This window comes from Frankia sp. CeD (assembly GCF_000732115.1).
GTDB classification, from domain to species: domain Bacteria; phylum Actinomycetota; class Actinomycetes; order Frankiales; family Frankiaceae; genus Frankia; species Frankia casuarinae.
Map to the genome: position 1 here is coordinate 6,735 of NZ_JPGU01000015.1, position 13,960 is coordinate 20,694.

General features: G+C 71.8%; 10 protein-coding genes. 7 read left to right on the top strand and 3 right to left on the bottom strand.

The window, feature by feature from the left end:
- A partial coding sequence (locus CED_RS10655) for a tyrosine recombinase (protein WP_235187020.1) occupies positions 1–850 on the top strand: 850 nt, incomplete at its 5' end.
- Positions 851–992: 142 nt separating this feature from the next.
- Here CED_RS10655 and CED_RS10660 read toward each other — a convergent pair.
- The gene (locus CED_RS10660) at positions 993–1,211 is read right to left on the bottom strand and encodes a hypothetical protein (RefSeq protein ID WP_023841797.1); all 219 of its coding nucleotides are present in this window, start codon (positions 1,209–1,211) and stop codon (positions 993–995) included.
- Positions 1,212–1,651: 440 nt separating this feature from the next.
- On the opposite strand from CED_RS10660, the gene npdG reads away from it, so the two are divergent.
- Both npdG and CED_RS10670 read left to right on the top strand, forming a co-directional pair.
- A complete protein-coding gene (gene npdG, locus CED_RS10665) occupies positions 1,652–2,335 on the top strand; it encodes an NADPH-dependent F420 reductase (RefSeq protein WP_023841798.1) in 684 nt (227 codons plus the stop codon).
- Complete coding sequence (locus CED_RS10670) at positions 2,328–3,185, top strand: helical backbone metal receptor (protein ID WP_200875399.1); 858 nt, start codon at positions 2,328–2,330, stop codon at positions 3,183–3,185. The genes npdG and CED_RS10670 overlap by 8 nt, the downstream gene beginning before the upstream one ends.
- 42 nt (positions 3,186–3,227) lie before the next feature.
- Here the strand turns inward: CED_RS10670 and panB are convergent, their stop codons facing one another.
- Complete coding sequence (panB, locus tag CED_RS10675; RefSeq protein ID WP_035910284.1) at positions 3,228–4,118, bottom strand: 3-methyl-2-oxobutanoate hydroxymethyltransferase; 891 nt, start codon at positions 4,116–4,118, stop codon at positions 3,228–3,230.
- 366 nt (positions 4,119–4,484) lie between these two features.
- On the opposite strand from panB, the gene CED_RS10680 reads away from it, so the two are divergent.
- Positions 4,485–5,180, top strand: coding sequence for a TetR/AcrR family transcriptional regulator (locus tag CED_RS10680; protein WP_023841801.1), 696 nt, complete (start codon positions 4,485–4,487; stop codon positions 5,178–5,180).
- Between the two features lie 190 nt (positions 5,181–5,370).
- Positions 5,371–7,353, top strand: coding sequence for a threonine--tRNA ligase (gene thrS / locus CED_RS10685; RefSeq protein WP_035910286.1), 1,983 nt, complete (start codon positions 5,371–5,373; stop codon positions 7,351–7,353).
- Between the two features lie 32 nt (positions 7,354–7,385).
- On the opposite strand, the gene CED_RS10690 is transcribed toward thrS, so the two are convergent.
- Positions 7,386–9,191, bottom strand: a complete 1,806-nt coding sequence (locus CED_RS10690) for an NAD+ synthase (RefSeq protein WP_035910288.1) — start codon at positions 9,189–9,191, stop codon at positions 7,386–7,388.
- A 187-nt stretch (positions 9,192–9,378) separates the two neighbouring features.
- Here CED_RS10690 and CED_RS10695 point away from each other — a divergent pair, with 187 nt between their 5' ends.
- Both CED_RS10695 and CED_RS10700 read left to right on the top strand, forming a co-directional pair.
- Positions 9,379–10,737, top strand: coding sequence for a glutamine synthetase family protein (locus CED_RS10695; RefSeq protein ID WP_035910290.1), 1,359 nt, complete (start codon positions 9,379–9,381; stop codon positions 10,735–10,737).
- Entirely contained in the window at positions 10,734–13,937 is a 3,204-nt protein-coding gene (locus tag CED_RS10700; RefSeq protein ID WP_035910292.1) for a bifunctional [glutamine synthetase] adenylyltransferase/[glutamine synthetase]-adenylyl-L-tyrosine phosphorylase, read from the top strand. Before CED_RS10695 ends, CED_RS10700 begins: the two co-directional genes overlap by 4 nt.
- Positions 13,938–13,960 lie beyond the last annotated feature (23 nt).

Below are 13,960 nucleotides of genomic sequence, written 5' to 3' on the forward strand. Positions count from 1 at the left end.
CCCGCCGCTTGCCGCGGCGTCGGTCGCGAGGATGCTGGTCGCCGTCCGGTCGCTGCACCGCTTCGCGGCCGACGAGGGTGACGTCCCCGAGGACGTGTCCCGGCCGGTTCGACCGCCGACGCCTCCCCGGCGGCTACCGAAGGCCCTGAGCATCGACCAGGTGGTGGCCGTCCTCGCCGCGGCCGCGGGTGCGCCCCCGCCGGGATCCCCGCCGCCGTCCGGGAGACCGCAGCCGGTGGAACCGGCCGAGGCCGTCCGTCGTCTGCGAGCGACCGCGTTGCTGGAGCTTCTCTACGGCACCGGGGCCCGGATCTCGGAGGCCGTCGGTCTCGACGTCGACGATCTCGATCTGGAGGCCGCCTCCGTGCGCCTGCATGGCAAGGGCGGACGTGACCGGATCGTCCCGCTCGGTCGGTACGCCATCGCCGCGGTGGCCGACTACCTGCGGGTGGGGCGGCCGACGCTGGTCGCCCCCCGCTCGGGGCCCGCGGTCTTCCTGTCCCGCCGCGGTAATCGCCTGTCCCGGCAGAGCGCGTGGTCGGTGCTGCGTACGGCGGCGCTCGCGGCCGGTGTGGAGGGGGTCTCACCCCATGTGCTGCGCCATTCCTTCGCCACCCACCTGCTCGACGGNGGCGCCGACGTCCGGGTGGTGCAGGAGCTGCTGGGACACGCCTCGGTCAGTACCACCCAGATCTACACCCTGGTGACGGTGGACCGGCTTCGCGAGGTGTACGCGGCCTCGCATCCACGCGCCTTGGGCGCGGCCCTGGGCTCGATCGGTCACCACTCCCGGACCTGGGGCCCGCGGACGGACCGGTGCGTGACGGGCCCGTGCATGACGGACCCGTGAGTTTCGCCGGGGCACCGCCCCGGTTCTGAGCGATGGTCGGTGTCCCGGGCGGATGTCCACCCGGNACTGTCCCCGTGAGAACGCGCCAAGTGGCGCGATGCCGTCGCGTGGGGACAGGTGGACCGGCGCGGCACGTGGATGCTCAGGATGGGGTGTACGGCCCCAGGCTGGGCATCCCGTTGGAAGGGGCCGAGGCGGGAACACCGCCGACACCGCCGACCGTCTGCGTGCTGCGCTCGGCCAGGGTTTCGCCCACCTTGCGGGCGATCGCTTCCATCAGGCGCAGTGCCTGCGGCAGCGACAGGTTCAGCACCACTTCGCTGTCGTTTGTCATCGCGAAGCGAACCGACACGTCCGCCATTGCTCGACCTCTCTCGCCTGACTCCGAAGATCTGCTCGATGTGTGTGAAACGGAACGGTACGGCCCATCTGAGACCAATGCGCGCGCGGGGTTCCTGGAAGTACCGGCGGTTTCGCTTTTCGTGTCTACTCGCTCACCAAGTGTCGCGGTCCAAGAGCTGTAGCTGTCAGTCACGTGGGCTGCTCCTCTGCCGGTGGCGACGTGTATGGACCCGGTCGATCCGGATCTCCCCGCGGGGGGCGAGCTCGGAAAAATCGGGCACGTAGCTGTCCCGTTGTCTCTGCATAGTCCCTCATTGCAAGGAGCTGTCCGCAAGGGGGTGTACTTGTCATGCATCGTCATGTCGGAGGGTGAACGGGTTGGTTCCCACCGTTCTGGGAACGCTTTCACGGGTGTCACGCAGCCGGGCGGCCAAAGCCCGGATCGGGCAGGATGGCAGGGTGGCTTCGACTGACCGCGTCCGGCCGGACGTCCCCGCGCTGACCATCGGTATCCTCGGCGGCTCGGGTCCGCAGGGCGGGGGCCTCGGCCTGCGGTTCGCCGCCGCCGGCCATCTCGTACTGATCGGGTCCCGCTCGACCGAACGCGGCCAGCAGGCCGCGGCCGCGCTCGCGCGCCCCGGCCTGCGCATCGAGGGCGCGGGCAACGCCACGGTCGCCGAGCGCGCCGATGTCGTCATCATCGCGGTTCCCTGGGAGGGCCATCGCCAGACCCTGGCCGCCCTGCGGGAGCCATTGGCCGGGAAGATCGTGATCGACTGCGTCAACCCCCTCGGCTTCGACAAGGGGGGTGCCTTCGCGCTCGCGGTGCCCGAGGGCAGCGCCGCGCAGCAGGCGGCCGCCGTCCTGCCGGACAGCACCATCGTGGCGGCCTTCCACCACGTCTCCGCGGTGCTGCTGGCCGATGACGCGGTCACGAAGATCGACACGGACGTCCTGGTCCTCGGCGACGATCGGGCCGCCACCGATCTGGTGGCCGCGCTCGCCGAGCGCATTCCCGGCATGCGGGGCATCTACGCCGGCGCGTTGCGCAACGCCGGTCAGGTCGAGGCGTTGACCGCGAACCTGATCTCGGTCAATCGCCGGTACAAGTCACACGCCGGCCTGCGGGTCACCGATGTCTGAGCGGCGTCCGGACGGGCTACGTCCGGACGTGGCCCGTTTGGATGTGGCCGCGGTGGCGAATGGGCGGGAAGGAGAGGCGGGGACGGCCCCCCGGGACGACCTGGGCCACCCGGTGGCGGTTCCGGCGCGGGTGGAACGGATCGTCTCGCTCGTTCCCAGCCTCACCGAGTCGATCGCCGTCACCGCGCCCGGTCTGCTGGTGGGTGCCACCGACTGGTGCAGCCATCCCGCGGGGCTGGCCGTCGCTCGGGTCCGGGGGACGAAGAACCCCGACCTCGACACCATCGTCTCCCTGGCCCCGGACCTGGTCTGCGCGAACGCCGAGGAGAACAGGGAACCCGACCTCGCCGCGCTGCGCCGGGCCGGGTTCGCCGTGTGGGTCACCGCCCCCACCACGGTCNATCAGGCTCTGGTGAGCCTGGACCGGATGCTGCGCCTGGCCTGCGGGTTGGCTCGTCCCGGCTGGCTCGACGTCGCCCGGCAGGCCTGGGCCGTGCCGGCCGCCGGACCGCGACGGCGGGCGTTGGTGCCGATCTGGCGCCGGCCGTGGATGGCGGTCGGCCGGGACACCTTCACCGGCGACGTGCTGCGCCGACTGGGGGTCGACAACGTGCTGGCGGACTCGCCGGACCGCTACCCTCGGATCGATCCCGCGGCCGTCCCGCCCCATGACCTGGTGGTCCTGCCCGACGAGCCGTACCCCTTCAGCCCGTCGGACGGGCCCGAGACCTTCAGCGCGCCCGCGGTCTGCGTGTCCGGCCGCCTGCTGACCTGGTACGGCCCGTCCCTGGTCGATGCGTGGTCCGTGCTCGCGGCGGCGCTGGCCCGGACCGGCGATGGACCGGGGTGACAGCGCCGCCGGCACCGCCGGCACCGCCGGCCGGGTGACTGATCAGTAGCTGTGCTCGATCGTCGGGTACCTGCCGTCCCGGACGTCCGCGCGGTAGGCTCGGGCGGCGTCCGCGAGAATCGTGCGCAGATCCGCGTACCGCTTGACGAACCGTGGCGTGCGGCCGCCGCTCAGCCCGGCCATGTCCTGCCAGACCAGCACCTGGGCATCGCATCCCGAGCCGGCTCCGATACCCACGGTGGCGATGCGCAACTCCTTCGTCACCCGGGTGGCCAGATCGGCGGGAANCACCNCNAGCACGACCGCGAACGCGCCNGCCGCCNCGAGCGCCAGCGCGNCGGCCAGCAGGATCTCGCCGGCCTCGTCGCGGCCCTGGACCCGGTAGCCCCCGATGGTGTGGATGCTCTGCGGGGTCAGCCCCAGATGCCCGATAACGGGGATGCCGGCGCCGACCAGGGCGTCCACCGCCCGGACCACCCGGGAACCGCCCTCGAGTTTCACCGCGTGCGCCCCGCCCTCCTTGAGGAAGCGGGTAGCGCTCGCCAGTGCCTCGGCAGGCCCCCCCTGGTACGACCCGAAGGGCAGATCGGCGACGACCATCGCGTGCGGTGCTCCGCGGACCACCGCCCGGACCAGCGGCAGCAGCTCATCGACGGTGATCGGCACGGTCGTGTCGTAGCCGTAGACGACGTTGGCGGCCGAGTCCCCGACCAGCAGGACGGGGATCTCCGCCTCGTCGAAGACGGCGGCGGTGGTGGCGTCGTACGCGGTCAGCATCGACCACTTCTCGCCCCGGTTCTTCGCCGCGGCGACGTCGCGCACTGTGAAACGGGACCGGAGTGGCCGCGGCGGCGTGGTCGGCGCGCCGTAGGGCGTCGCCGCCGGGTCCGCCGGGTGGGGCGCCGGGTGGGTGGGTGTGTCTGAAGCATCCATGAGCGCTCCTGTACGTCCGTCCGGGCGCTGGGCGTCCCGGCGTCCCGGCGTCCCGGCGTCCCCCTCATGCTGCCACCAACGGCCGCCACGCGGAGAGCCCGTGGTGGAGCAGATCCACCCAGCCCCGAGGTGGCTGTTCGGGCTGGGGCGTTCGGGCGGTGGTTTCGTGGTGGACCGTGGCCCGATCGGGGTGGAACGCGACGCACGCCACGCCGCTGCCATGGCAAACGGATGCGTCTTGACCGGCTGGGACGTATGCTGATCTTGAAGTGCGGCGAGAACGTGCGGCGCGATCAAGGTGGCGGGTGGCCTTTCCANGCGGATGCATCGGCACGGCGGCGACGGAGCGGGCGGGGGATCAGGCCGGTGTCCCGCCTGATGGCCACCCGGGACGTGCGCGCTGCGCATCCTCGGCGACCGTCCGACCGGGTGCCCTCCGGGGTCCGCGTCTCCCGCGCTCCCGGTCGTCCGAGGGACACCCGCTGCGATGAGGCGATCATCGATGCCGCGCTGCACGAGCTCGCGACGGTCGGCTTCGCGAGCCTGTCGATGGAGGCGGTGGCGACCAGCGCCGGGGTCGGCAAGGCGACGGTCTATCGCCGGTGGCCAACGAAGGACGCCCTGATCGGGGACGCGTTGGACACCCTGGCCGACAGCCTCGACGCGGTCGAGACCGGCTCCCTGCGCGACGACCTGGTGGCCTGGCTGAACGCGCTGCGCCGGCACAACCTCCAGTCGTTGTCCGGGCGGATCATGCCGAAGCTCGTCGCCGAGCGGAGCACGCACCCGGAGTTGTTCGCCACCTACTCGCAGAAGGTGATCGAGCCGTCGCGGGAGAAAGCGGCCGCCATGCTCCGGCGCGGCATCGAATCGGGGGAACTCGCCGCGGACGTCGACGTCGACCTCGTCGTCGACATGCTGGTCGGGCCGGTCGCCTATCGGCAGTACATGAGTGGTGACTGCGAGGTGAGCGGAACGCGGATCGCGAAGATCGTCGACACCATCCTCGGTGGCATCCGCTGCCGGCAGGGTGCGCGGCCGACGGCGGAGGCGCCCGCGTGACGCTGAGCCACGCTCGTCACGCTGAGCCGCACCCGTCACGCTGAGCATCCCGCTCGCCGGGGGCACCATGCGTCCGCGAGTAGCATCGCGAACGGGCCAGGAAGGCCCGCCGCGGGGCCGCCTGCCGGCCGGCGACGCACCGGCGACGCGATCCCCGCATCCGTGTTCCCAGCGCAACAGGAGAGATTCGGTGTCCGACGTCCGCGTTACCGTTCAGCACGCCCAGCGCAGCGATCCGCGGGTGGTGCCGACCGGGACGACGGCCGCCGAGCTGTTCGCCGACGACCGGAACGTGATCGCGGCTCTGGTTGACGGTCAGCAGCGTGATCTCGCTCATGTTCTCGCCGACGGGGTCGTCGTCGAGCCGATCATGATCGACTCGCCGGCCGGGCGGGCGATCGTCCGGCACTCCACCGCGCACGTCGTCGCCCAGGCGGTCCAGGAGCTCTTCCCGAAGGCACGCCTGGGCATCGGGCCGCCCATCGACGACGGTTTCTACTACGACTTCGACGTCGAGTCCCCGTTCACCCCGGACGACCTCAGGGCCATCGAGAAGAGGGCGCAGGCGATCATCAGGGCCGGCCAGCGCTTCTCCCGGCGGGTCGTCACCGAGCCCGAGGCCCGCGCGGAGCTCGCTGACGAACCGTACAAGATCGAGTTGATCGGGCTGAAGTCGAGTGACACGGCGGCCGACGACGCCGAGGCGAGTGTCGAGGTCGGGGCGGGCGAGCTGACCATCTACGACAACCTCGACGCGAAGACCGGCGAGCTGTGCTGGAAGGACCTCTGCCGCGGGCCGCACGTGCCCACCACCCGGGCCATCCCGGCCTTCGCGATCCTGCGTTCCGCCGCGGCCTACTGGCGGGGGNGCGAGAAGAACCCGCAGCTGCAGCGCATCTACGGCACCGCGTGGGAGTCGCGCGACGCGCTCAAGGCCTACCAGACCAGGCTGGCCGAGGCCGAGAAGCGCGATCACCGCAAGCTCGGCGCGGAGCTTGACCTGTTCTCGTTCCCGACCGAGATCGGCCCGGGGCTGGCGGTCTTCCACCCCAGGGGCGGCGCGATCCGCACCGCGATGGAGGACTACTCGCGGCGCCGGCACATCGAGGCCGGGTACTCGTTCGTCAACACCCCGCACATCACCAAGTCGGAGCTCTACCAGATCTCCGGGCACCTGGACTGGTTCGCCGAGGGCATGTACCCGCCCATGCAGCTCGACGGCGGCACCGACTACTACCTCAAGCCGATGAACTGCCCGATGCATATCCTGATCTTCCGGTCGCGGGGCCGGTCGTACCGGGAGCTGCCGCTGCGGCTGTTCGAGTTCGGCACGGTCTACCGCTACGAGAAGTCCGGCGTGGTCCATGGCCTGACCCGGGTGCGCGGGCTCACCCAGGACGACGCGCACCTGTTCTGCGCCCGCGAGCAGCTACCCACCGAGCTCGACAGCGTGCTGACGTTCGTGCTCGGGCTGCTGCGCGACTTCGGGCTGACCGACTTCTACCTGGAGCTGTCGACCCGGCCGGCGGGCAAGGCCGTCGGCACCGACGAGGAGTGGGCGCAGGCCACCGAACTGCTGCGGGAGGCCGCGCAGAAGCAGGACCTGGAACTGGTGATGGACCCGGGCGGCGGTGCCTTCTACGGGCCGAAGATCTCCGTGCAGGCCCGTGACGCCATCGGCCGGACCTGGCAGCTGTCCACCATCCAGGTGGACTTCCAGCTGCCGCGGCGCTTCGGCCTGGAGTACCAGGCCGCGGACGGGACCCGGCAGCGGCCGTTCATGATCCATCGGGCGTTGTTCGGCACCATCGAGCGGTTCTTCGCCATCCTGCTGGAGCACTATGCCGGGGCACTGCCGCCGTGGCTCGCGCCGGTGCAGGTGGTCGGCATCCCGATCACCGACGAGCACGTGCCGTACCTGGACGAGGTCGCCCGGCGGCTCGCCGCACACGGCCTTCGGGTGGAGGTCGACTCCTCCGACGACCGGATGCAGAAGAAGATCCGTACGGCGCAGAAGCAGAAGGTGCCGTTCATGCTGCTGGCCGGAGATTCCGATGTCGCCCAGGGTGCGGTGTCGTTCCGTTTTCGAGACGGGACGCAGCGTAATGGCGTGCCGGTGGACGAGGCCGTCGCGGAGATCCTCGACGCGGTGGAGCGCCGCCGCCAGGTCTGAGCCGCGCGGCTGGCCCCGGCCCGCGCGGCTGGTCAGGCCGGCGGGTTCTCGCGCCAGCGGGAGGTGATCGGCAGTCGGCGGTCGCGGCCGAACGCCTTGGAGGTCACCTTCGGCCCGGGCGGGTTCTGGCGGCGCTTGTACTCGGCGAGGTCGACGAGCCGGATCACCTTGTCCACCACGGCCGGATCGTGCCCGGCCGCGATCAGCTCGGCCCGGCCCCGGTCGTGGCTGACGTAGTCGTCCAGGACGGGATCGAGGATGCCGTAGTCGGGCAGCCGGTCGGAGTCGAGCTGACCCGGGGCGAGCTCGGCGGACGGCGCCTTGACGATGATCTCCTCGGGAATGGGTGGCACCTCGCCACGCTTCTCCGCGGCGGCGTTGCGCCAGCGCGCCAGCCCCCAGACGCGGGTCTTCGAGACGTCCTTGATGGGGGCGTAGCCGCCGGCGCTGTCTCCGTAGAGGGTGGAGAACCCCGTTGCCAGCTCGCTTTTGTTGCCGGTGGTGAGGATCAGGTGCCCATGCTGGTTCGACAACGCCATGAGCAGCGTTCCGCGTACCCGGGCCTGCAGGTTCTCGTCCGCGAGGCCGTGCAACCCGCCGAGGGCGGCGGCGGCGGCGCGGAACGCGGCGGCGATCGGCTCGATGGGCACCACGGCGTGCCGCGTGCCCTGGCGGCGGGCGAGTTCGGCGGCGTCGGTCACCGAATGCCCCGACGAGTAGCCCGAGGGCAGGGCGACAGTGTGGACGGCGTCGGCGCCGATCGCGTCGACCGCGATGGTCGCGACGAGCGCGGAGTCGATACCGCCGGACAGCCCGAGCGCCACCGAGGAGAAGCCGTTCTTACGGATGTAGTCGCGGGTGGCGGTGACCAGCGCGGTGTACAGCTCCCCGGCGGGCTCGGGGCGGTCGGCGACGNCCGGCGGCAGGGGGGCGAACGGTGCCAGCGGCTCGGCGGCCAGTACCGTGCGCGTCACCGTCATCGTCGTGCCGTCCTCGGCGTCAACGGCCCCGGCGTCAACGGCCCCGGACACCGCCCGCGCCGGGCCGGAACCGGCCGCGGGCAGGTCCAGGTCGGTGATCAGCAGCGCCTCGCTGAAGACCGGCGCCCGCGCGACGAGTTCCCCCGCGGCGTCGACGACGAGGGAGTCCCCGTCGAAGACCAGCTCGTCCTGCCCGCCGACAAGGTTGACGTAGGCCAGGGCGGCCGCGGCCTCCCGGGCGCGCCCGGCACACAGGGCGTCGCGCTGGAAGGACTTCCCCTGCTCGTAAGGGGAGCCGTTGATGCACAGGACGAGGCCGACCCCGGACCGGCGGGCCACGGTGATCGGCCCGCCCTGCTGCCACAGGTCCTCGCAGATCGTCAGGCCCACGTCGATCCCGTGCAGCCGCAGCACCGGAAAGGCCATGCCGGGCACGAAGTAGCGGAACTCGTCGAAGACGCCGTAGTTCGGCAGGTGATGCTTGGCGTAACGTGCGACGACCTCGCCGCCCCAGAGCACCGCGGCGGCGTTCTGCGGTTCACCGGCCGGGCGTCCCACATTCGGCGCGGGTTGCGCGGATGCGTCGAGGTAGCCGACGACGACGGCGATCTCGCCACACCCCTCCTCGGCCAGCCGGCGGGCCAGAGCTACCAGCGCCCGCTGGCTCGCGGCGACGAAGGAGCGGCGCAGGACGAGGTCCTCCGGCGGATAGCCGGTCAACGTGAGTTCACCGAAGGCGATCAGATGAGCGCCGTCGGCGACGGCCCGTTTCGTCCAGGTGCTGACCAGGTCGGCGTTACCGGCGAGGTCCCCGACGGTCGTGTCCACCTGGGCGAGGGCGATCCGCAGCTGGGCCATGGTTGCAGCGTAGGTGGTCGCGGCGTGGGCCGTTAGGTCCCGTGTCGGGAGGGTAGGTAACACGCCGTTGGCGGACGGGTTGCTACCAGGCAACATCACGGCGATGAACGGATGTAGTCGCTAGGGTCGGGATAAGCACATCGGGTGGCCCGTATCGTCGAGTCCACATCCTCAGCGCGGAGGCACTATGGACAAACAGCAGGAGTTCGTTCTCCGGACTCTGGAGGAGCGGGACATCCGCTTCGTTCGGCTCTGGTTCACCGACGTACTCGGGTACCTGAAGTCGGTGGAGATCGCCCCCGCGGAGCTGGAGGGGGCGCTGGCGGAGGGTATCGGTTTCGACGGATCCGCCATTGAGGGCTTTGCGCGGGTACACGAGGCCGACATGCTGGCCCGGCCCGACCCCTCCACCTTCCAGGTGCTTCCCTGGCGCGGTGAACATCCGCTTACGGCCCGGATGTTCTGCGACCTNGTGATGCCGGACGGCACGCCCGCCGCCGCCGACTCGCGCTGGGTGCTGCGGAGCGCGCTGGCCAGGGCGGCCGACGCGGGGTTCACGTTCTACACCCATCCGGAGATCGAGTTCTTCCTGCTCAGGGAGCCGCCGAAGNGGGGTGGCCCGGTNCCCCCGCCGGTGGACGAATCAGGCTACTTCGACCTGACCCCCAATGACATCAGCCATGATTTCCGGCAACAGGCCATCAGCATGCTCGAACGGCTGGGCATCTCGGTGGAGTTCAGCCACCACNAGGTGGCCCCCGGCCAGCAGGAGATCGATCTTCGCTACGCCGACGCCCTCACCATCGCCGACAACATCATGACCTTCCGCCAGGTGGTNAGGGAGGTGGCGTTGCGGCAGGGTATTTACGCCACCTTCATGCCCAAGCCGTTCGGTAACCAGGCCGGGTCGGGGATGCACACCCATCTGAGCCTTTTCGAGGGCGACCGTAACGCCTTTCACGACCCGACCGACGACTATCAGCTGTCCAAGGTGGCGAAGGCCTTCATCGCCGGGCTCCTCGCGCACGCCGCCGAAATCACCGCGGTGACCAACCAGTGGGTGAACTCCTACAAGCGGCTCATCGGCGACCAGCGGGTCGGCGAGGTGCTGGAGGCGCCGGCCTATGTGTGCTGGGGCCACAACAACCGTTCGGCGCTCGTGCGGGTTCCGCTCTACAAGCTCCACAAATCCAACGCCACCCGGGTGGAGTTCCGGCTGCCGGACAGCGCGTGCAACCCGTATCTCACCTTCGCCCTGGTGCTGGCAGCCGGCCTGCGGGGTGTCCAGGGCGGTTATGAGCTGCCACCGGCTTCGGCGGACGATGTCTGGACGCTCACCGACACGCAGCGCCGTGAGCGCGGGATCACCGCCCTGCCCGGCTCGCTCGCCGAGGCGGTCAAGGTGATGGAGCATTCCGCGCTTGTGCGGGAGACCCTCGGCGACGAGTTGTTCGACTTCTTCCTGCGGAACAAGCGGGCCGAGTGGCTGGAATACCGTCGGCAGGTGACCCCGTTCGAGATCGACCGGTACCTGCCGGTGCTATGACCGGGCGGACCGGCACCCGGCCCCCCACGGTCGGGCCGGGACCAGTCGGGGCGGGATCGGTCCCGGCCCATCCGCGGGGGAGTTCGGTCGCCGCGCAGCTCGCGCGGCTCGGCTTCACCGACGTCGACCGGGTCGAGACGACGATGCGCCGCCTCGGCCTGCTCACTCCGGCCGTCCAGCCGCCCACCGCCGGCAGGGATGTCCTGCCCGGTCCCGCCACCGTGGGAATCGTGCGCGAGGAACGGCTCGAGGCCAATGTCGTGGCCGGCTCGCTGGCGGCCGCGGCCGATCCGGACCGGGCTCTCGCCGCGCTGGACCGGCTCGTGGACGCCCTCNGCCCNGCCGGGGGCGCGGCCCTCGTCGGCGCGCTGGCCCGCCACGAGGGGCTGCGGGACCGGCTCGCCGCCGTGCTCGGCGCGAGCATCGCGCTTGGCGATCATCTTGCCCGCCATCCGGCGGACTGGCGCATCCTGGAAGCCGACGAGGTGGTCACCACCCCGCCGGATGCGGCGAGCGTGCGGGCGGGTCTGCTGCGCGCGGTCGGCGCGGATCAGGACGATCCGGCGCCCCGGGCGGCGGGCGACGGTCCCCAGATCCTCGACGCCCTGCGGATCGCGTACCGCAGGGCGCTGCTGGTCCTCGCGGCGCGGGACCTGACCGGCGCGGTGCCACTCGACGAGGCCACGGCCGAACTCGCCGATCTGGCAGGATTCGCGCTGGACGCGGCGCTGGCGGTCGCCCGTGCCGGGCTCGACCCGCGGCTGCCCCCGGTCCGGCTCGCCGTGATCGGCATGGGCAAGTGCGGCGGACGGGAACTGAACTACGTCAGCGACGTCGATGTTGTGTTCGTCGCCGAGCCGACGGCACCGCGCGATGCGGCGAACGGTACGGCGAACGGGGGGAAGAGCGGGGCGGAACCGGCCGGGCCGGCGGTACTGACGGCGGCGACGCGGCTGGCGGAGGGGCTGGTCCGGGCCGCCGGCACCGTCACCGCTGCCGGTGCGCTGTTCCAGGTCGATGTGGGGCTTCGCCCGGAGGGCCGGGACGGTGCCCTGGTCCGCACGCTNGCCAGCCACCACGCCTACTACCGTCGCTGGGCCCGGACCTGGGAGTTCCAGGCGTTACTCAAGGCCCGCCCGATCGCGGGAGACCTGGCGTTGGGCGCCGAGTTCTGCGCGATGGTCGCGCCCATGGTGTGGACGGCGGCCTCCCGTCCCGGCTTCGTGGCCGACGTGCGGGCGATGCGGCGCAGGGTGGAGTCGACACTGTCCCGCGCGGAGGCGGAGCGCAATCTCAAGCTGGGCCCGGGCGGCCTGCGCGACGTCGAGTTCGCCGTCCAGCTGCTGCAACTCGTCCACGGCCGGGTGGATGCCAAGCTGCGGGTCGCCTCCACCCTGGGCGCCATCGACGGTCTGGCCCGCGGCGGCTACGTCGGTCGGCGCGACGCGGCCGGGCTCGCCGACGCCTACCGTTTTCTCCGTAACGCCGAGCACCGCCTTCAGCTGCAACGGCTGCGCCGGGTGCACACGCTGCCCCGGGATTCCACCGAGCTGCGCTGGCTGGCCCGGTCGATGGGGTTGCGCACGGCGGAGGCGTTCGAGGAGGCCCACGCTCGGGTGGTCCGATCCGTCCGATCGCTGCACGAGAAGCTCTTCTACCAGCCGTTGCTGGAGGCGGTCGCCCGCCTGTCGACGGAGGAGATCCGCCTCACCCCCCAGGAGGCGGCCGACCGGCTGGCCGCGCTCGGCTTCGCCGCGCCGGACCGGTCGTTGCGCCATATCGAGGCGCTGACCAGCGGGGTGAGCCGGACGGCCGCGATCCAACGCCACCTGTTGCCGACGATGCTGCCCACCTTCGCCGACGCCCCCGATCCCGACGCCGGGCTGCTGGCCTATCGGCGGGTCAGCGAGGCACTCGGGCGTACCCCGTGGTATATGCGGCTGCTGCGGGACTCTGCCGGCGCCGCGTACCGGCTCGCCCGGGTGCTCGCGACCAGCCGGTACGTGGCGGACCTGATGGCCCGTGCGCCGGAGTCGGTGCGGCTGCTGCGCACCGAGGACGATCTCGTCCCGGTGCCGCGGGAGGCACTGGTCCGGACCATGGTGGCGATCGCCCACCGCAACCCCGACTGGGAGGAGGCCGTCGGGCGGGCCCGGGCGGTGCGCCGCGTCGAACTGGTCCGGGTCGCCTGCGCGGACCTGCTCGGCCTGCAGGACGTCGCAGCCGTGGGCCGGGCGCTGGCGGACGCCGCGGCCGCCACCATTGCCGCGTCCCTGCTCGTCGCCGAGCGCAGGGTCGCCGGAGGTGACCCGGAGTCGTTGCCGGCGCGGATCTCGATGATCGCGATGGGCCGGCTCGGCGGCGCGGAGATGTCCTACGGCAGCGACGCCGACGTGCTGTTCGTGCACGAGGCCAGGCCAGGAGCGTCGGCGGACCGGGCGAGCAGGGCCGTCGCCGAGGTGGTCGGTGAGCTGCACCGGCTGCTGGCCGTTCCCGGACCCGATCCGGCGCTGCGCCTGGACACGGCGCTGCGTCCGGAGGGGCGCAGCGGCCCGGCCTCGCGCACGCTGGAGGCGTACGCGGCCTACTACCAACGGTGGTCGCAGGAGTGGGAGTCGCAGGCGCTGCTGCGGGCGGAGCCCCTGGCCGGTGATCCCGGGCTCGCCTACCGGTTCTGCCGGCTGGCGGACATGGTGCGTTACCCGACCACGCTTCCCGCGGGCGCCCTGGACGAGATCATCCGCCTGCGCGGGCGGATGGAGCGGGAACGGATCCCACGGGGAGTCGATCGTACGCTGCACCTGAAGTTCGGCCCCGGGGGGCTGACCGACGTGGAATGGGCGGTGCAGATCCTCCAGTTGCGCCACGGCCGGCAGATTCCCACGCTGCGCACGACGTCGACGCTCGAAGGCCTGGGGGCCGCGGTCGTCGCCGGTCTGCTCGACGCGAGCGAGGCGGAGATCCTGCGCGCGGCCTGGATGTCCGCCTCCCGCATCCGCAACGCGAGCACGCTGGCCGGCTGGCCGCGTCCGGACGTCGTCCCCGACCGCCCGCCCGGTCTGGAGGCGATGGCGAGCGCGGCGGGATACCCCTCCGACCGGGCCGGCGAGCTCGTCGCCGAGCACCGCCGGTCGGCGGCGCTGGCCCGCGCCGTCGTCGAGGAGGTGTTCGCGCGCGAGCGGACCGCGGATTTCGGCTAGTACGTCCGGTGGTGCCGGAACCG

Coding starts and splice junctions, on each gene's coding strand:
- CED_RS10660 (WP_023841797.1), bottom strand. CDS start 1,211: ATGGCGGACGTGTCGGTTCGCTTCGCGATGACAAACGACAGCGAAGTG.